The organism is Nitrospinota bacterium, assembly GCA_016235255.1.
Classification (GTDB): Bacteria; Nitrospinota_A; UBA7883; order UBA7883; family JACRLM01; genus JACRLM01.
In genome coordinates this window covers 1-18183 of the sequence record JACRLM010000066.1, presented here as the reverse complement: position 1 = coordinate 18183, position 18183 = coordinate 1, and the positions used below count along the sequence as shown (strand labels likewise).

The window sequence follows — 18183 nt, the reverse complement described above, 5'->3', positions numbered from 1 at the left end:
CTATTTGACCACCCGCAAGTTCGGCCTTCCCTTTTTCCTGGGGACTTCCCCGGCAACGCCCTGCGTGGCGTCGGCGGCTACGGGGCCGGGGGCGGCGGTGTTTATCTTGAACTGGATCACCGCGTCGTGCCCGCTGATGCGGACGATGGATTCCCACGGGAAAAAACAGTCGAACATGGCGCCGCCGAATCGCATAGGGGAGTATATACCATTGCCGCCGCAGGTGAGCTTGGGCGTGGGAACCTGGCCAAGGATGAAATCCACCGATTCACGGTCTTTTAAGTGCGCAGGCACGGCCACGTCGGCCGAACGCGTGTCAACGGTGATCAATACGTCGCCCTTCTGATAGAACCAGTCGAAAACAGGTAGCTTGCTCAATTTGGATCACCGTTAAAATTCCGGCATTATCCCACCCTCCACCCCATAATTCAATGCGTAAAAGAGGGCCGGGGGCGTTCTTTTCTTTTGGGAAAAAGAAAAGAACCAAAAGAAAACCGTGTGCGCCGTCTTGTGGGGGATTCCATCCCCCCCAGGCGGCGCAGATAAAGTTTCTTTTCGCTTCCTTTTCTTTCCAAAGAAAAGGAAGTCCACGCCATCCTTTTGCACGCGTTGCGTGTGGGTTTGTCAATGCGGTGATAACGTGTTATTAATATAGTTTACGTAAATAATTGGCAGGGTAAAATGAGCCGGACCGCATCGGTTAAAAGGAAGACAAACGAGACCGACATATCCATCCAGTTGGACCTGGACGGAGCCGGGACGTCGGCGATCAACACGGGCGTGCCCTTTTTGGATCACATGCTCGACCATCTTTCGCGCCACTCTCTCATAGACATGAAGGTGGAGGCGAAAGGAGACCTGCACATAGACGGGCATCACACGGTGGAGGACATCGGCATCACCCTGGGGCAGGCCCTTTCGCAGGCCTGGGGGGACAAGCGAGGGATGACCCGATATGGGTTCGCCTCCATACCGATGAACGAATCGCTGGTGGAGGTGAGCCTGGACGTTTCGGGGCGCCCCTATTGCGTGTTCGAGGCGAGCATACCTAAAGGCAAGGTAGGCGAGTTTGACGCTGAGCTGGCCGAGGAATTCGTCCGGGCGCTGGTGAACAGCGCGGGGCTGACCATGCACGTGGACGCGCGGAGGGGGACGAACCTGCATCACATAGTAGAAGCGATGTTCAAGGCCATCGCGCGGGCGCTGGGCCAGGCCGTGCGGCTGGACAGCCGGCTTGAAGGGGCCATCCCCTCCACAAAAGGCGCGCTGTAGCCCGCCGGGCGGCGCCGTTTTTCCAATAATGCGCACAATATGCCGATAGTCATCGCCGATTACGACGTTGGGAACCTGCGGAGCGTCCAGAAAGCTTTCGAGCGGGTGGGCGCTTCCGCCGTCGTATCCCGGTCGCCAGCCGGCATCAAGGACGCAACGGCCCTTGTTTTGCCCGGGGTGGGCGCCTTCGCCGAGTGCATGGGAAACCTGGAAAAGTACGGGTTGACGGGACCGGTGAAGGACTTCATCGCCTCCGGCAGGCCGTTCCTTGGCATATGCGTCGGTTACCAGATGCTTTTCGAGCAGAGCGAGGAATTCGGCTCGTGCAAGGGGCTTGGGATATTCCGGGGCAGGTGCGTGAGGTTCGGCTTTAAGCCTTCGCCCGGCCATAAAATCCCGCACATGGGGTGGAACCAGGTGAACTTCCGCAACAAAGGAAAACTTTTCGAGGGGATCGCGGACGGGACCGATTTTTACTTCGTCCATTCATATTACCCCGTGCCGGAAGATGGCATCGTGACCGGGATGACGGAGTATGGCGAGACGTTCGCATCATCCATAGAAAGCGGGAATGTTTTCGCCACCCAGTTCCACCCGGAGAAAAGCCAGAATGCCGGGCTTGCGCTGCTGCGCAATTTCACAAAGCTTGCCGGGGGATGACGCCGTGAGCCGAAAAAGGAACGCCGCCCTGGACTTTGTGGCGTACCAACTCGTCCGTGGGCTAAGTTTCCTGTCGCGCGCGGCATCCAGAAAGACCGCGCTGGCCATCGGTTCGGCGGTGGGCTGGCTTGGGTGGCAAATCACAAAACTTTCGCGCAACAGGATTGATGCGTCCATCGAAAACCTCCGCAACCTGTGGCCGGACGCGCCTCGCTGGGAACTGGAAAATATTCTCCGCCGCGTGTTCCGCCATTTCGGAAGGTTCCTTCTGGAGATGGGGCGGTTTGCGCTGCTCGACAGGGGGGGCCTTGCAAAGCTGGTGAAGTTCGAGGGGCTGGAGAATTTCACCAACGCGTTCGCCAGGGGAAAAGGTGTGATCCTGGCCACGGGGCATTTCGGCCATTTTGAATTGGCCAACGGCGCATTGGCGGTGATGGGATATCCTGTGTGGTCGGTGATCCGCACCGTGGACAATCCCATGCTCGACAGGCTGATAGACCGCGACCGGTGCGCCACGGGGCTTGGCGTGATAAAAAAGGAAAACTCCGCCGGGGAAATCCTGCGCCACCTTCGGGCCGGCCATGTGGTGACAATCGCCATAGACCAGAACGCGGGGTTCAACAACATCTTCGTCCCGTTCTTCGGCAAGGCCGCCGCCACTTTCATGACTCCCGCGGTGATGGGGATGCGGACCGGGGCTCCGGTGCTTCCGGTCTTTTGCGCGCGGGACGACGCGGCGGACACATACACGGTGAGGATACATCCCCCGGTGGAGTTGAACGTCACCGGAGACAGGTCCGCGGACATCCGCCTTGCAATGACAAGGATAAGCGGGACATTGGAAGAGGCGATCCGCCAGGCGCCGGAGCAATGGCTATGGATACACAAACGCTGGAAGACCAGGCCCGGCGTGGCCGACCTTGAGGAAATTGAGCGCGACATGGAGATAATCCGCTCCGCCACAAATAAGACCGGCATGGGGACAGCCGCAAATGGCTGACATGGCCGCACCCCGAAAACTGCTGGCGGTGATGCCAAACTGGCTGGGAGATTGCGTCATGGCGCTGCCCGCCCTGTACGGAATGAAAAAAGCGTTCCCGGAACTTTCCATGTCCATCGCGGTGAAGTCCGCATTCATGGAGTTAGGTTCGCTCCTGCCTGATGTGGCCGCCACGCACCCATCGGATGACTTAAGCGCGATTGGGGGAATAAGGAATGGGAGGTATGACACGGCGCTTATACTGCCAAACTCGTTCAACTCCGCCTGGCGCTCCATGATGATGGGCTCACCCCGGAGGATAGGGTATGCGGGTGAATTGCGCTCCATCCTCCTCACCCACGCCGCCCCGCGCCCGCCAAAACATTCGCTCCACCAGCAGGATTATTACGCCAACCTGGTCAAAGCATTTTTCCCCAAAGTGGAAGCTATCCCGGCAAAACTTGTGATTCCAGACAAAGCAAATGATGAAGCGGCCTCGCTATTGCCGGTTTCCGGAAAGCCTCTGGTGGGGATAGGATTCGGCGCAAGTTACGGCTCGGCGAAAATGTGGCCGGCTGAAAAATTCGCGGAGCTGATCGACCGGCTATCCGGGCAGGCGGACGTGGTATTGATAGGGGCCGCATCGGACAAGGAGTTGGAAGCGCGGACAAAAGCCCACGCAAAATCCCGCCCGTTATCCCTCGTGGGAAGGACGGGGCTCGCCACGCTGGCGGCGGCGCTGTCCCGCCTGTCGCTGTACATCACAAACGACACCGGGCCGATGCATCTTGCCTCCGCCCTCGGAGTCCCCGTGGTGGCCATATTCGGCCCCACATCGCCGGAGGAGACCATGCCGCTGGGCGATAACGTGACCGTGATTTATCACAAGGCCGATTGCGCCCCTTGCTGGGAGAGAGTCTGCCCGGAGGACCACAGGTGCATGGCGTCGGTGACGGTGGACGAAGTTTACGGCGCCGCCGGAAAAGTCCTTAACAAAGGTTAACGTTTCCGCTCCATAAGCGCCAGCCCGTCGGCGGCCCATTTTTTTATGATTTCCCTTTCGGCCTGGCTTAGGGCTTCATTGCCGTGCAATATCCGGTAGCGCAACGGCGGCATGGTCCCTTTTTCCATCGATTTAATTATCGCCGCCAGATCCTCTTTCGGTTTGCCATGCCCCTTGAAAGGGAAACCGGCCGTCATGTCCATATGCTCCCGGGCTTCGCGGATATCATGGTTGATAAGCTGCTTAACGCCGGGGATGGCGTAATACCACGGGAACACCGGCTGCGACGAGTGGCAGTTAAAACAGGCGCGCTTGAAGACCGGCAAAACCTCCTTCACATAACGTTCACTGATTTGCGTTAGCGTGTCATCTGCCTTGACGCTTTGGGCCGGGGCGGGCGTTTTCTTTTCTTCATCGTGCTGTTTGCCGCCATGCGCGAAGGACACATGGGCAAGCGCGGCCACAAGCGCGAGCGCGGCTGGAATGGATGACACAACTTTCTGGAAAGAAGCGGCGGTCATTGTTCTTATACCTCCTCCACCTGTGATTTTTTCAGCACCTCTTTTTTGTACGCGGCCATGATGTCCACCCGGCGAAGCATCCCTATCACCTTTTTCGGCTCGTTTGGGCGCACGACCGGGAGCTGCTCTATGTCCTTTAGCGCGAACCGCTCCATGGCCTCGTTGAGATTGTTGTCCACGGTGACAGTGATGACGTTTGCCGTGGCGATTTCCTTGGCGACGACAAGGTCCGCAAGCTCCGCCGAGTCCAGCAGGATGCCCCGTATGTTCTGGACGGATATGATGCCGGAAAGTTCTCCCGAGGGGTTGATCACCGGGAAATAGCTGTCCCGCGATGTGGTGATAAGCTCCATAATTTTCCTGAACGGAAGGTTTTCCGGCACCGCAGTCACCCCTTCGGTCATCACCTCCCCCACCCGGATGCGGTCCATCACCGTCAGGTCCCGCCCGCGCCAGAGCATGATTCCGCGCCGTTTGAGTTTTTCGGTGTAATAAGATTCTCCCGAAAAACGGGTCATCACAAAAGTGGCCATTATGCACGACGTCATGACAGGGAGGATGATCTGGTAGTTGCCGGTAAGCTCGTATCCCATCAAAATGTTGGTGAGGGGGGCGTGGGCCACCGCGGCCATCACCGCGCCAAGGCCAACCATGGCATACGCGCCGGGGGAGGCCACCGAACCGGGCGCCAGGGTGTTCACCACATAGCCGAAGGCGCCGCCGGTCATGCAGCCAATAAACAGCGACGGGGCGAATATGCCGCCAGAGCCCCCCGAGCCCAATGAAATGGCTGTGGCGATGATCTTCGCGAAGACAAGGACCAGCGCCAGATTCATCGCCATCTTGCCGTACAGCATCTGGTCTATCACATGGTAGCCGTTGCCGAACACTTCGGGGAGGAATATGCCGATAAGCCCCACGATAAAGCCGCCGATGGCCGGCTTGAATACCGGATGGGTCTTCACCCTCGTCTTGAAAAAGCCCTCCACGGCGAATGTGGTGACAAAATACAGCCTTGCCGCAAGCCCGCAGAAAATGCCCAGCAGGAAATAAAGGAATATCTCCCACGGCGACACCAGCGAGTATGCGGGGGCGGTGAATGTGGGGATGTCCCCCCCAAGCAGAAGGTGCTTTGTGGTGGTGGCCATCACGGAGCTAATGACTATGGGGAGGAAAGAGACCACGTTAAAATCCCCCAGCACGATCTCCACGGTGAAGATCACGCCCGCTATGGGGGCATTGAACGAAGCGGCTATGCCGGCCGCCGCCCCGCATCCCACCAGCACCCGCAGCCTCTCCGTGGACGCATGCAACACCTGGCCGAACACCGATCCCAACGCGCCGGCGATCTGGGCGATTGGCCCTTCCCTTCCGCCGGAGCCTCCGGAGCCCAGGAATATGGAGGTGGCAAGCGTACGGAACCACACCGTCCTGGGCCGGACCACCCCTCCGTCCACCGCCGCCCATTTCATTACTTCGGCGGCGGATGCGGTCTCGTTCCCCATTTTGAACCACCAGGTCATAAGCCCCACGATAAGGCCGCCCAATGCGGGTATCAGCGGGATGACGGCGTAGCGGTACACCGAAGAATCGGCGGTGAACAGGGCGGCTGAGGCGTCGAAAAAAAGGAAGCGGAACTCGGCGATCATCCTCTCGAACAGCACCGCCGTGGCGCCGCAGGCCGCCCCCAGGATTCCGGCGGTGATTAGGAACGCGGTGTGCTCATGTTGCGGCTTTTTGATGAAGGCGTCTTCCATCGCCTTACCGAGCCTGGATTGTATCCACCCAAATCGCGCCATATGCCTCGCTGTGGCCTGATCGAATCCAAAAGAAAGGCCGGTGGCTACTTGCTCACCGGCCTTTTTAGCATAAATCGAACCTGGACTTTACAAAGTCTAGTCCTCGGTGTCCTCCAGCGCCTCGTCCTCGGCGTCGAAGTCCTCGTCTATGATCGGGGCCGCGGCCGCCACAGGCTCCTCCTTGCGCTTGAACCTGGGCAGGTCCGTCATGCGAAGCCCGTACCCATAGTGCCTCCTGGCGCCGGTCCCGGCGGGTATCAGGCGGCCCATGATGACGTTCTCCTTGAGCCCCTTGAGCGTGTCCACCTTGCCGGACACCGCCACTTCGGTAAGCACCCTTGTCGTCTCCTGGAACGACGCGGCGGAGATGAAACTTTCCGTGGAGAGCGAAGACTTGGTGATGCCAAGCAGGATCGGCCGGCCCTTGGCTGGCTTGCCGCCATCGGCGATCACCGCCTTGTTCTTCTCCGCGAACACGGCCTTTGCCGCCATCTCGCCGATCATCATGTCCGTGTCCCCGGAGTCCTCGATCACAAGGTGGCGCAGCATCTGCCGCACGATCACCTCGATGTGCTTGTCGTTGATCTGCACCCCCTGCAGGCGGTACACCTCCTGGATTTCGTTGACCAGGTATTTCTGGAGCTCCTTCTCGCCGAGCACCGCCAGGATGTCGTGCGGGTTGGACGCGCCGTCCATGAGCGCTTCGCCGGCCCGCACATAGTCCCCCTCGTGGACGTTGACGTGCTTGCCGCGCGGCAGCAGGTATTCGTGCGCCTCCCCCGTGTCGGTGGTGACGATGATCTTGCGCATGCCCTTGACTATGCCGCCAAAGGAGACCTTGCCGGACACTTCCGTGATGGTTGCCTGATCGTGGGGCTTGCGCGCCTCGAAAAGCTCCGCCACCCTGGGAAGGCCGCCGGTGATGTCCTTGGTCTTGGTCGTCTCGCGCGGGATCTTGGCCACCACGTCGCCGGCCTTGACAATCTGGCCTTCCTGCACCGCCATGTGCGCCCCGGCCGGGAGTATGTAACGGCCGATGGTCTTTCCCTTGTCGTCCTTTATGGACACACGGGGCTGCTTGGTCGGGTCGCGGTGGTCGAGCACCACTTTTTCGGCGTGGCCGGTGGTGTCGTCGATCTCCTCGCGCATGGTGACATTCTCGATCAGGTCGCCGAAGGCCACCCGGCCGGCGGTGTCCGTGAGGATGGACATGGTGTACGGATCCCATTCCGCCAGCGTGTCCCCTTCCTTCACTTTCGCCCCGTCGGCCACCTTCAGGCGGGCCGAATAGACTATCTTGTGCCGCTCCAGCTCGCGCCCCTGCTCGTTCTGGATGATAATGCCGCCGTTGCGGCTCATCACCACCCATTCCTTCGGGCCGCCGTCGCCGAGCGCTATGCTCTTTATGTCCACATATCGCACAACGCCTTCCTTCTTGGCCTGCAGCGTCGTCTGCTCCGCCACTTTGGACGCCGTGCCGCCGATGTGGAAGGTCCGCATGGTAAGCTGCGTGCCCGGCTCGCCGATGGACTGGGCCGCGATGACACCCACCGCCTCGCCGTTCTCCACAAGCTGGCCAGACGCCAGGTTCCGCCCGTAGCAAAGGGCGCACACGCCGTCCTTCGCCTCGCAGGTGAGCACGGAGCGTATCTTGATATGCTCGATGCCGCGCTCTTCGAGGAGCACCACCGCCTTCTCGTCCACCATGTCGTTGGCCTTGAGAAGCACCTCTTTGTTGAACGGGTCCACCACGTCGCCGAGCGCTATCCTGCCCAGCACGCGTTCGCCCAGCTCCTGGATCACCTTGCCGCCTTCTACAAGGGCGTATATCTCTATGCCGTTGAGCGTGCCGCAGTCGTGCTCGAGAACAATGATGTCCTGCGCCACGTCCACGAGCCTGCGGGTAAGGTAGCCTGAGTTGGCGGTCTTGAGCGCCGTGTCGGCCAGGCCCTTGCGGGCGCCGTGGGTGGATATGAAGTATTGCAGCACCGACAACCCCTCGCGGAAGTTGGCGGTGATGGGGGTCTCCATGATTTCGCCGGAGGGCTTGGCCATCAGGCCGCGCATTCCGGCCAGCTGGCGGATCTGCTGCTGGCTGCCGCGCGCGCCGGACTCTGCCATGATGTATATGGAGTTGAAGTCCATGTTCACCGCCTGGCCGGCGACTATGGCGCCGTCCTGCTTTTCAAGCTCCTTGAACATCTCGCGCGACACCTCTTCGGTGACGTGCGCCCAGATGTCTATGATCTTGTTGTAGCGTTCGCCGTGGGTGATAAGGCCGCCGTGGTACTGGTTGTCCACCTTGGCCACTTCCCTGCGCGCCTTTTCCACCAGCTCTTCCTTGTTGGCCGGGATGAGCATATTGTCCATCGAGATGGATATGCCCGCCTTGGTGGCGATGGAAAAGCCCAGGTCCTTCATGTCGTCCAGGAATTTCACGCAGGCGTCGCGCCCTTGGCTGTTGTAAACTTCCTGCACCAGGTCCTGAAGCGCCTTTTTGACCATCAGCCTGTTCACCTTGTCAAACGGCACTCCCGCCGGAAGTATCTCGTACATCAGAACGCGCCCGGTGGTGGTGTCGTACACCTTGCCGTCTATGCGCACCCGTATCCTGGCGTTTAGCGCCAGTTCCCGGTTGTCATATGCGCAACGCACTTCCCACGGCCCGGCGAAGGCCTTGTTCTCGCCCAGGGACCCGCCGCGCTCCTTTGTAAGGTAGTAGCAGCCGAGAACTATGTCCTGCGAAGGCACCGCGATCGGCTTGCCGGAAGCGGGCGACATGATGTTGTTTATGGACATCATGAAGAACTTCGCCTCCGTCTGGGCCTCCAGCGAAAGCGGCACGTGCACCGCCATCTGGTCGCCGTCAAAGTCCGCGTTGAACGCCGCGCACACCAGCGGATGGAGCCTTATGGCCTTTCCTTCCACCAGAAGCGGCATGAACGCCTGTATGCCCAGCCTGTGCAGTGTGGGCGCGCGGTTGAGAAGCACCGGATGGTCGGCAACCACCTCTTCGAGCACTTCCCACACTTCCTGGCGCTCCTGCTCCACCATCTTTTTCGCCGCCTTTATCGTGGTGGCGTATCCTTTTTCCTCGAGCTTGTGGAATATGAACGGCTTGAAAAGCTCCACCGCCATTTTCTTCGGAAGCCCGCACTGGTTGAACTTCAATTCCGGGCCCACCACGATCACCGAGCGGCCCGAATAGTCCACGCGTTTGCCAAGGAGGTTCTGCCTGAACCGCCCCTGCTTCCCCTTGAGCATGTCCGAAAGGGATTTTAGCGGCCGCTTGTTCGGCCCCTTGAGGGTGCGGCCGCGGCGGCCGTTGTCAAACAGGGCGGCAACCGCCTCCTGCAGCATCCGTTTTTCGTTGCGGATTATTATGTCCGGCGCCTTCAACTCCTGTATCCGCTTGAGGCGGTTGTTGCGGTTGATCACGCGCCTGTAAAGGTCGTTAAGGTCCGAGGTGGCGAACCTTCCGCCGTCCAGCGGCACGAGCGGCCGAAGCTCCGGCGGAATCACCGGGACAACCTTGAGGATCATCCACTCCGGCTTGTTGCCGGACTTGCGGAACGCCTCCACCACCTTGAGCCTCTTGGCAAGCTTGCGAAGCGTCTGCTGCGACGTGGTCTCGCGGATCGCCTCGCGCAGTTCCACCGCCAGTTCGTCTATGTTTATGCTCTTGATCAGCTCGTCAATCGCCTCGGCGCCGATACCGGCCCTGAATGCGGTCTCACCATGCTGCTCGGCCGCCTTGCGGTAGGCATCCTCGGTGAGAAGCTGCTTGTACTTCAAGTCCGTGTCGCCCGGGTCTATCACCACGTACGACTCGAAGTAGATCACCCTCTCCAGGTCGCGCAGGGTTATGTCCAGAAAGTTGCCTATCCGCGAGGGAAGGCCCTTGAAAAACCATATATGGGCCACCGGGCTGGCAAGCTCTATATGACCCATGCGCTCGCGGCGCACTTTGGACAGGGTGACTTCCACTCCGCACTTCTCGCAGACCACACCCTTGTACTTCATCCGCTTGTACTTGCCGCAGTTGCACTCCCAGTCTTTCACCGGGCCGAATATCTTGGCGCAGAAAAGGCCGTCCCGCTCCGGCTTGAAGGTACGGTAGTTTATCGTCTCGGGCTTTTTGACCTCGCCGAACGACCACGAACGTATCTTCTCCGGCGACGCCAGCCTGACCCTGATGGCGTTAAACGAAATCGGGTCTTTGGGCTTGTCTCCAAAGGGGCTGCCGAACGTGTCCAATTTCATATCTCCTAAGCTGTAAGTTTCTTAAGCTCTCTGTAACAATCCTGATCCGCCGGATAAAGAACGGGCCAAAGGCCCGCCCTCATCCGGAATGCTGCAGAAGCTCCACGTCCAGCGCCAGGGCCTGAAGCTCCTTGACAAGGACGTTGAACGACTCCGGCAGGCCGGGGTGGAGCGTATGGTCGCCTTTCACGATAGACTCGTACATGCGCTTTCGCCCTTCCACGTCGTCGGACTTCACCGTGAGCATCTCCTGCAGTGTGTACGCCGCGCCATATGCCTCCAGCGCCCACACTTCCATTTCGCCGAGCCTCTGTCCGCCGAACTGCGCCTTGCCTCCCAGCGGCTGCTGGGTCACAAGCGAGTACGGGCCGGTGGACCGGGCGTGGATCTTGTCGTCCACCAGGTGGTGGAGTTTCAACATATAGATGTAACCCACCAGCACGCTCTGGTCGAACCTGTCGCCTGAGCGCCCGTCGGTCAGCTTGATCTTGCCGTTGCGCGGGTAGCCGGACTTTTCAAGAAGGTCGGCTATCTCACCCTCATGCGCCCCGTCGAAAACCGGGGTCGTCATATGGTCGCCAAGCCTTTTGGCGGCCATCCCAAGGTTGGTCTCCATGATTTGCCCGACGTTCATACGGGAAGGAACGCCCAGCGGGTTGAGGATGATCTCTATCGGCGTGCCGTCGTCCATGAACGGCATGTCCTCCTCCGGCACAATCACCGACACCACGCCCTTGTTGCCGTGGCGGCCGGCCATTTTGTCGCCCACTTGCAACTTGCGCTTAATGGCCACATACACCTTCACCATCTTGATCACCCCCGGCGGAAGCTCGTCCCCGCGGGCGAATTTGGTGATCCGGTCCTCATACTTGGCCCGGATGGTATCTATCTCCTCCTTCGCCTCGTCGTCCAACTGGCGGATCGTATCCTCGATATCGCCGGCCGCGTCCACTTCCACCTTCAACAGGTCCTTGCCCTCAAGCCCGGCGAGGATATCGGCGGTAAGCTTGGTCTTCTTGGTCACAAGGACCTTGGAGCCTTTTTTCACGTCCGCGGAGGCGGTCTTGTTCAAAAGCAGGGAGCGGATCTTCTCGTCCTTCTCCTGCCCGACAATCTCGATCTCCTCGGCCATGTCCTTTTCAAGCTGGTCCTTGTCCTCAGCCTCGATGGCCTCCGAGCGCGTGTCCTTCTCCGCGCCGCGCCTGGAGAACACCTTCACGTGGATCACCGTACCTTCGTTCCCGGGGGGCACGGTCAGCGACGTGTCGCGCACGTCCCCTGCCTTTTCGCCGAAGATAGCCTTGAGAAGCTTTTCCTCCGGCGACAGCAGCGTCTCCCCTTTCGGGGTGACCTTGCCCACCATGATGTCCCCGGTCTTCACCTTGGCGCCTATCCGGATGATGCCGGACTCGTCCAGGTTCTTGAGCGACTCCTCGGAGACGTTCGGGATGTCCCTGGTGATCTCCTCTTTGCCCTGCCTGGTGTCCCTCGCCTCCACCTCGAATTCCTCGATGTGGATGGAGGTGTATATGTCTTCTTTCACCACCTTCTCGGAGACGATGATCGCGTCCTCGAAGTTGTATCCGTTCCACGGCATGAACGCCACCAGCACGTTGCGCCCCAGGGCCAGCTCGCCCCGGTCGGTGGACTGCCCGTCGGCTATCACGTCCCCCTTGCGCATCTTCTGCCCCAGCGACACCACCGGAACCTGGTTGACGCAGGTGTTCTGGTTGGAACGGCTGTACTTGGTCAGCCTGTAAATGTCCACCTTGGACTCGTGCCGGTCCTTCGCCTCGGCGCGAACCACCACGCGGGACGCATCCACGCTTATCACCTCGCCCGCGTTCCGGGCGGACACCACGGCGCCAGAGTCCCTGGCAACCTTGGCCTCCATGCCGGTGCCCACCAGCGGGGTCTCCGTCCGCAGCAGAGGCACAGCCTGCCTCTGCATGTTCGAGCCCATCAGCGCGCGGTTCGCGTCGTCGTTCTCAAGGAACGGGATCAGCGACGCCGCCACCGACACAAGCTGTTTGGGCGAAACGTCCATGTACTGCACCTCCTCCGGAGGCAGCAGCACGTAGTCACCCCCCTTGCGGGCGGAGACCAAGTCTATCAGGAACTTCCCCTTGTCATCCAGCGGGGCGTTGGCCTGAGCTATCGAATACTTGTCCTCGTCCGTGGCCGAAAGATAATGCACATCTTCCTGCACCACTCCGTTCTCCACCTTGCGGTACGGCGTCTCGATGAACCCGAAGTCGTTCACCCTCGCAAAAGTCGAAAGCGACGAGATAAGGCCTATGTTCGGGCCTTCAGGGGTCTCGATGGGGCATATGCGCCCGTAATGGCTCGGATGCACGTCGCGCACCTCGAATCCGGCCCGTTCCCGCGTAAGGCCGCCAGGCCCGAGGGCCGAAAGCCTGCGCTTGTGTGTCACCGACGACAGCGGATTTGTCTGGTCCATGAACTGAGACAGCTGCGACGATCCGAAGAACTCCTTTATCGCCGCGGTCACAGGTTTGGAGTTGATAAGGTCGTGCGGCATGCATGTGGTAAGGTCCATCATGTTCATCCGCTCGACGATGGCTTTCTCCATCCGCACAAGGCCGATCCGGAACTGGTTCTCAACAGACTCGCCAACAGAGCGCACCCGGCGGTTGCCCAGGTGGTCGATGTCGTCCACGGAACCGGCGCCGCGCCGCAGGTCGAACAGCACCTTCACGGTGCCGATGATGTCCCCCTTGGTTATCAGCCGTTGTGAAAGCGGCAGTTCCAAGGCAAACCTGCTGTTGAGCTTGTGGCGGCCCACCTCCGAAAGGTCGTACCTTTTCGGATTGAAGAACAGGTTGTCAAAAAGCGTCCTGGCGGTGTCCGCGGTCGGCGGATCGCCGGGGCGCATCCTCTTGTATATCTCCTTGAGCGCCTCGTCCTGCGACTCGATCTTGTCGAGCATGAGCGTGTCGCGCATCGAGGTGTCCCGGAACTGCTCGTCCACCACCAGAATCTGCGCCGATTCGATCTTCCGGTCCCGGATGATCTTGAGCGTGTCGGCGCTGATCGCCGAATTGATCTCGATGAGTATCTCTCCGGTCTGCTCGTCGACGATGTCCTCGGCCATGAAACGGCCGATCAGCTCCTCGTCGCTGAGCTTGAGCGATTTGACGTTGGCCGCATCCAGCCCCTTCATGATCTTCCGGTTCAGCTTGCGGCCGGCCTTCACGATAAGCTCGCCGGTCTTCGGGTCATGGATGTCCGCGTGGGACTTTAAGCCCATCGGAAGCGCGTCGCGGTTCAACTGGGTGGAAAATTCGTCCGTCCCGGTGTTGTACTTGACCGCCATGAACCGGTAGAAAAAGCCCAGAAGCTCCGGAGTGTCGTACCCCAATGCCTTGAGCAGCACGGTGGCCGGGAACTTGCGCCGCCTGTCTATGCGCGCGTAAAGGATGTCCTTTACGTCGAACTCGAAGTCCAGCCACGAGCCGCGGTACGGGATGAGCCTGGCCGAATAGGCCGTCTGGCCAGACTGGGGCCCTTTCCCCTTCTCGCTTGTGAAAAACGCCCCGGGCGACCTGTGCATCTGGCTCACCGCCACACGCTCCGTCCCGTTTATGATGAACGTCCCCGTGTCCGTCATCAGCGGGATTTCGCCCAGGTATATCTTCTGCTCCTTGATCTCCCTTATGTGGGTGGCGCCTGTCTCCTCATCGCGGTCCTTGACCACGAGCTGCACCTTGATCTTGAGCGGGTCGGCGTACGTCAGGCCGCGCTTGAGGCACTCCTCCTTGCGGTAGGTCTCCTTGTACGTGACCTCTTTTTTGCAAGTGGAGCACACCACCCCGGGCCCGCCCAGGTCCATGTACTCGCCGCACTTGCATTCCCATATGCCCAGTTCGTACCCCTTGAACTCCAGCATCGCCGTCTGGTTGTAGTCGGAAATGGGGAATACGCTGGTGAACACCTCCTGCAGCCCGGCGCTCTGCCGCTTCTGCGGAGCCGTGTTCTTCTGCAGGAACTTCTCGTAAAATTTTGTCTGTATCTCCAGCAGGTTCGGGATCTCCATTATCGTGGGGATCCGGGAGAAATTCCTGCGTTTGATGGGTTCTTTACCGCGCCTGTAGCCGGTGACTTTCGCCATTTATCTATAAAACCTCCCAATCGCGCGCATCAAAGCCGCGCCGCGCGCGCGTTATTGAGTGATACGGAAGGGAAGCGCCGGCAAGGCGCCTCCCATCCGCATGAACGGATCACGAAAAGACAGCCAAAAGACCTTCGAGTCAACTACTTTATCTCGACGGTGGCGCCTTCCTTCTCCAGCGCCTCCTTTATCTTCTTGGCTTCGTCCGGCGACACCTTCTCCTTCACGTTTTTCGGAGCGCCGTCCACCAGGTCCTTGGCTTCCTTGAGGCCAAGCCCGGTCAGCTCGCGTACGACCTTGATCACCTGGATCTTCTTGTCGCCAGCGGCGGTAAGCACAACGTTGACCTCCGTGGGAGCGGCCTCGGCTGCCGCGCCACCGGCGGCCCCGCCGGCTGCAACGGCCACGGCGGCCGGAGCGGCGGCGGAAACGCCCCATTCTTCCTCAAGCTCCTTCACGAAGCCCAGAAGCTCGTGAACGGGCATGTTCCTGATGAATTCCTTCACATCGTCCTTCGTAGCTGGCATCTTCCTATATCCTCCTAGTTCTGATTCTAAAATTTCCTTGAAAGCCCGGGCGCAAGCTTGTCAGCCCTGGCCTTGTTCTTTCTTCTTTTCCGCTATCGCGTTCACGGCGTACAGGAACTTCCTAGCCGCGCCTTCCATAACCCCCAGGAAATTGCGGGCCGGAGCCTGCAGCAACCCGAGGAACATCGCCTGGACAACCGGCTTGGGCGGCAGGCTGGCTAGTTTCTTGACCACGTCCGGGCCTACAAACGAACCGTCCACCACTCCGCCGAGTATCTTGAGGTTTTCCTCTTTGCCTTTCGCGAAATCCAGGAACACCTTCGCCGTGGCGCTTATGTCGTCGCCATAGCCCAACGCCACCGTCACCGGCCCCTTGAAAAGCCCGCCGGCAGACTCGCATCCGGTCCCTTTCACGGCGATCCTGGCCAAGGTGTTCTTCACCACCTTCAGCCGCGTGTTCGCCCCGCGCAGTTTCCTCCTAAGAACGTCCACATCCTCCACCGTAACGCCGGAGAAATTGGCCAGAAGGGCCACCTTGGCCTCATCGAAAGCCTTGTGGAGCTCTTCAACCTCAGTTTTCTTCGCCTCGGTCACCATGTTATGCCACCCCCTTTCAAGCCGCCTGGCCCGCTGAAGCCTCGGTGACGTCCACGCGCACACCGGGCCCCATCGTCGAGCTGACAGCCACGCTTCGAACGTACGTCCCCTTGGAAGTGGACGGCTTCAACTTGTTTATCGTGTCCAGCAACGCACGGGCGTTCACATAAAGGTCCGCGGCGGCGAAACTGGCCTTCCCAATGGGGGCGTGAAGCACGCCGGCCTTGTCCACCCGGAACTCCACCTTGCCCGCCCGTATTTCCTTGACCGCCCCGGCGATGTCAAAAGTCACCGTGCCGGACTTTGGATTTGGCATAAGCCCCCTGGGCCCCAGCACCTTGCCAAGCTTGCCCACCTGCCCCATCATGTCAGGAGTGGCCACCGCTATGTCAAAGTCCATCCAGCCCCCGGCCACCTTGGTCACAAGATCGTCGCCACCGGCTGTGTCGGCGCCAGCGGCCTCCGCTTCCTTCAGCTTTTCTCCCTTGGCGAACACGGCCACGCGGCGTTTCTTCCCCGTGCCCTTGGGCATGGTCACCGCCCCGCGCACCATCTGGTCCGCCTTGGCCGGGTCCACCCCCAGACGGACGGCGATCTCCACCGTCTCGTCAAACTTCGCGCCGGCGTTCGCCTTCACCAGCGCCAGGGCATCGGCCAGGGGATATTTCTTCTCCCTGTCCACCTTCGCGGCGGCGGCCCTGAATCTCTTACTGTTCCTTGGCATTTCGTTAAACTCCAATTAACGGCGCGGTCATTCGATAATCACACCCATAGAGCGGGCCGTTCCCGCCACCGATTTCATCGCCGCGTCCTCATCGGCCGCCGACAGATCGGCTTTCTTGGTCCTGGCTATCTCCCGCACCTGATCCCAGGTGATTTTACCCACTTTGCTCTTGTTGGGCTCGGCGGACCCTTTCGCGATCCCGGCCGCCCTCTTTATCAGCACCGCCGCCGGGGGGGACTTGAGCTCGAACGTGAAGCTCCTGTCCGAGTACACGCTGATGATCACCGGAATGATAAGCCCTTCCTGACCCTGCGTCCTGGCGTTGAACTGCTTGCAGAACTCCATTATGTTCACGCCGTGCTGGCCCAGAGCCGGGCCCACCGGCGGCGCCGGATTGGCGGCCCCCGCCGGAACCTGCAATTTTATTTTCCCTGTGACTTCCTTGGCCATTTAAACCTGACTCCCGTCTCTATAAAATTCCAGTTATACTTTCTCTATCTGGGAGAACTCCAGCTCCACCGGAGTGGCCCGGCCGAAGATGCTCACCATGACCTTTACCTTGCCCCGCTCCGGATTCACCTCGTCCAGCACCCCGGTGAAATTCGCGAACGGCCCTTCGTTCACCCGCACCGATTCGCCCACCTGGAACGAGAACTTGAGCTTAGGCTTTTCCGCCGTGCCCGAAAGCTGCTCCCGGAGCCTGTCCACCTCGGCGGCCGACAGCGGCACCGGGGCATTCGCGTCACCCAAAAACCCGGTGATCCTGGGCGTGTCCTTGACCACGTGCCAGGAGGTCTCGTCCATCACCATCTGGATGACTATGTAACCGGGAAAAAACTTGCGTTTGCTCGTCTTCTTCTTTCCACCCTTGATCTCGACAACGGCCTCCTCGGGAACAAGTATCTCGCCGACCTTGTCTCCCAGGCCATGCTGGTTCATCCGCTTCCGCAGTTGATCCATCACCTTCTTCTCATAACCGGAATACGTGTGGAGTATGTACCACTTCATGTCCGGATTGGCCGCCTCGGCCGGAACGCCGGCGTCTTCCCCGGCCTGCTGCTTTTCTTCTGTCTCCATATGCCCTACTTGAGCGCCAAGCCAAACAGCTTGGACAGCGCGAAGTCCACTATTCCCAGATAGATGCTTATGATTATCACAAGCGCTATCACCACGTAGGTGGTCACCAAGGTGTCTTTCCTGCTCGGAAAGGTCACCTTCTTGGTCTCTATGCGCACCTCTTTGAAAAACTGCGTCAATTGCCCGATCTTATCAGCCAACATCCTGTTCACTCTTCCAAATCAAATCTCACTGGCAGGCCAGGAGGGATTCGAACCCCCAACCCCCTCGTTTGGAGCGAGGTGCTCTAGCCGTTAGAGCTACTGGCCTGCAAAAAGGGATTTTAATGCCCCTTACTTACTTGGTCTCCTTGTGCGCCGTGTGCTTTCCGCAGAACCGGCAGTACTTCGAGAACTCCAGCCTGTCCGGCTTGGTCTTCTTGTTCTTCGTCGCGCTGTAGTTCTTCCTCTTGCACTCCACGCATTGCAGGTGAATTATGTCCCGCATCTTCCTACTCCAAAACTTCCGTTATCACACCCGCGCCCACGGTGCGTCCGCCCTCGCGGATCGCGAACCTAAGCTCTTTTTCCATCGCGATTGGCGTGATCAGCTCAACGCTTATAGACACGTTGTCGCCGGGCATCACCATC

At 59.7% G+C, this 18183-nt stretch carries 17 protein-coding genes and 1 tRNA gene; 4 read left to right on the top strand and 14 right to left on the bottom strand.

The genetic code is table 11. The features are described from left to right. A complete protein-coding gene (locus tag HZB29_08495) occupies positions 1–378 on the bottom strand; it encodes a hypothetical protein (protein ID MBI5815632.1) in 378 nt (125 codons plus the stop codon). Positions 379–681: 303 nt separating this feature from the next. Between HZB29_08495 and hisB the strand changes: the two genes are divergently transcribed. The 4 genes from hisB to waaF are packed head-to-tail and all read left to right on the top strand — an operon-like array spanning position 682 to position 3914. Beyond that, complete coding sequence (gene hisB / locus HZB29_08490) at positions 682–1272, top strand: imidazoleglycerol-phosphate dehydratase HisB (GenBank protein MBI5815631.1); 591 nt, start codon at positions 682–684, stop codon at positions 1270–1272. Positions 1273–1311: 39 nt separating this feature from the next. Then, a complete protein-coding gene (hisH, locus tag HZB29_08485; protein MBI5815630.1) occupies positions 1312–1932 on the top strand; it encodes an imidazole glycerol phosphate synthase subunit HisH in 621 nt (206 codons plus the stop codon). Between the two features lie 4 nt (positions 1933–1936). Continuing rightward, positions 1937–2932 (top strand): lysophospholipid acyltransferase family protein, encoded by a 996-nt coding sequence (locus HZB29_08480; protein ID MBI5815629.1) that lies wholly within the window; start codon positions 1937–1939, stop codon positions 2930–2932. Next, complete coding sequence (gene waaF, locus HZB29_08475) at positions 2925–3914, top strand: lipopolysaccharide heptosyltransferase II (GenBank protein MBI5815628.1); 990 nt, start codon at positions 2925–2927, stop codon at positions 3912–3914. The genes HZB29_08480 and waaF overlap by 8 nt, the downstream gene beginning before the upstream one ends. Here waaF and HZB29_08470 read toward each other — a convergent pair. The 13 genes from HZB29_08470 to tuf all read right to left on the bottom strand — a co-directional run. After that, the gene (locus tag HZB29_08470; GenBank protein MBI5815627.1) at positions 3911–4435 is read right to left on the bottom strand and encodes a heme-binding domain-containing protein; all 525 of its coding nucleotides are present in this window, start codon (positions 4433–4435) and stop codon (positions 3911–3913) included. The genes waaF and HZB29_08470 overlap by 4 nt on opposite strands. Positions 4436–4440: 5 nt before the next feature. Continuing rightward, a complete protein-coding gene (locus HZB29_08465; GenBank protein ID MBI5815626.1) occupies positions 4441–6192 on the bottom strand; it encodes a chloride channel protein in 1752 nt (583 codons plus the stop codon). Positions 6193–6330: 138 nt separating this feature from the next. After that, positions 6331–10497, bottom strand: a complete 4167-nt coding sequence (rpoC, locus tag HZB29_08460; protein ID MBI5815625.1) for a DNA-directed RNA polymerase subunit beta' — start codon at positions 10495–10497, stop codon at positions 6331–6333. Between the two features lie 79 nt (positions 10498–10576). Beyond that, on the bottom strand, positions 10577–14629 hold the full coding sequence (gene rpoB / locus HZB29_08455; GenBank protein MBI5815624.1) for a DNA-directed RNA polymerase subunit beta: 4053 nt from the start codon (positions 14627–14629) through the stop codon (positions 10577–10579). A 143-nt stretch (positions 14630–14772) separates the two neighbouring features. After that, positions 14773–15156 (bottom strand): 50S ribosomal protein L7/L12, encoded by a 384-nt coding sequence (gene rplL, locus HZB29_08450; protein ID MBI5815623.1) that lies wholly within the window; start codon positions 15154–15156, stop codon positions 14773–14775. Positions 15157–15216: 60 nt separating this feature from the next. Next, positions 15217–15753, bottom strand: a complete 537-nt coding sequence (locus tag HZB29_08445; GenBank protein ID MBI5815622.1) for a 50S ribosomal protein L10 — start codon at positions 15751–15753, stop codon at positions 15217–15219. A 16-nt stretch (positions 15754–15769) separates the two neighbouring features. Beyond that, positions 15770–16477 (bottom strand): 50S ribosomal protein L1, encoded by a 708-nt coding sequence (locus HZB29_08440; GenBank protein ID MBI5815621.1) that lies wholly within the window; start codon positions 16475–16477, stop codon positions 15770–15772. 27 nt (positions 16478–16504) lie between these two features. Continuing rightward, positions 16505–16927, bottom strand: a complete 423-nt coding sequence (gene rplK / locus HZB29_08435; GenBank protein ID MBI5815620.1) for a 50S ribosomal protein L11 — start codon at positions 16925–16927, stop codon at positions 16505–16507. 33 nt (positions 16928–16960) lie between these two features. Then, entirely contained in the window at positions 16961–17554 is a 594-nt protein-coding gene (nusG, locus tag HZB29_08430) for a transcription termination/antitermination protein NusG (protein ID MBI5815619.1), read from the bottom strand. A gap of 5 nt (positions 17555–17559) precedes the next feature. Then, positions 17560–17757: a preprotein translocase subunit SecE gene (secE, locus tag HZB29_08425; GenBank protein MBI5815618.1), complete on the bottom strand. Its 198-nt coding sequence runs from the start codon at positions 17755–17757 to the stop codon at positions 17560–17562. A 29-nt stretch (positions 17758–17786) separates the two neighbouring features. Continuing rightward, a tRNA-Trp gene (locus HZB29_08420) sits at positions 17787–17863 on the bottom strand. Between the two features lie 27 nt (positions 17864–17890). Next, complete coding sequence (rpmG, locus tag HZB29_08415; protein MBI5815617.1) at positions 17891–18040, bottom strand: 50S ribosomal protein L33; 150 nt, start codon at positions 18038–18040, stop codon at positions 17891–17893. A gap of 4 nt (positions 18041–18044) precedes the next feature. Beyond that, positions 18045–18183, bottom strand: a 139-nt coding sequence (gene tuf, locus HZB29_08410) for an elongation factor Tu (GenBank protein ID MBI5815616.1), incomplete at its 5' end; no start/stop codon positions are given.

What these genes read in the sequence shown, in the direction of transcription:
- hisB (MBI5815631.1), top strand. Translation starts at nt 682, where the DNA reads ATGAGCCGGACCGCATCGGTTAAAAGGAAGACAAACGAGACCGACATA.
- hisH (MBI5815630.1), top strand. Translation starts at nt 1,312, where the DNA reads ATGCCGATAGTCATCGCCGATTACGACGTTGGGAACCTGCGGAGCGTC.
- waaF (MBI5815628.1), top strand. Translation starts at nt 2,925, where the DNA reads ATGGCTGACATGGCCGCACCCCGAAAACTGCTGGCGGTGATGCCAAAC.
- HZB29_08470 (MBI5815627.1), bottom strand. Translation starts at nt 4,435, where the DNA reads ATGACCGCCGCTTCTTTCCAGAAAGTTGTGTCATCCATTCCAGCCGCG.
- HZB29_08465 (MBI5815626.1), bottom strand. Translation starts at nt 6,192, where the DNA reads ATGGAAGACGCCTTCATCAAAAAGCCGCAACATGAGCACACCGCGTTC.
- rpoC (MBI5815625.1), bottom strand. Translation starts at nt 10,497, where the DNA reads ATGAAATTGGACACGTTCGGCAGCCCCTTTGGAGACAAGCCCAAAGAC.
- rpoB (MBI5815624.1), bottom strand. Translation starts at nt 14,629, where the DNA reads ATGGCGAAAGTCACCGGCTACAGGCGCGGTAAAGAACCCATCAAACGC.
- rplL (MBI5815623.1), bottom strand. Translation starts at nt 15,156, where the DNA reads ATGCCAGCTACGAAGGACGATGTGAAGGAATTCATCAGGAACATGCCC.
- HZB29_08445 (MBI5815622.1), bottom strand. Translation starts at nt 15,753, where the DNA reads ATGGTGACCGAGGCGAAGAAAACTGAGGTTGAAGAGCTCCACAAGGCT.
- HZB29_08440 (MBI5815621.1), bottom strand. Translation starts at nt 16,477, where the DNA reads ATGCCAAGGAACAGTAAGAGATTCAGGGCCGCCGCCGCGAAGGTGGAC.
- rplK (MBI5815620.1), bottom strand. Translation starts at nt 16,927, where the DNA reads ATGGCCAAGGAAGTCACAGGGAAAATAAAATTGCAGGTTCCGGCGGGG.
- nusG (MBI5815619.1), bottom strand. Translation starts at nt 17,554, where the DNA reads ATGGAGACAGAAGAAAAGCAGCAGGCCGGGGAAGACGCCGGCGTTCCG.
- secE (MBI5815618.1), bottom strand. Translation starts at nt 17,757, where the DNA reads ATGTTGGCTGATAAGATCGGGCAATTGACGCAGTTTTTCAAAGAGGTG.
- rpmG (MBI5815617.1), bottom strand. Translation starts at nt 18,040, where the DNA reads ATGCGGGACATAATTCACCTGCAATGCGTGGAGTGCAAGAGGAAGAAC.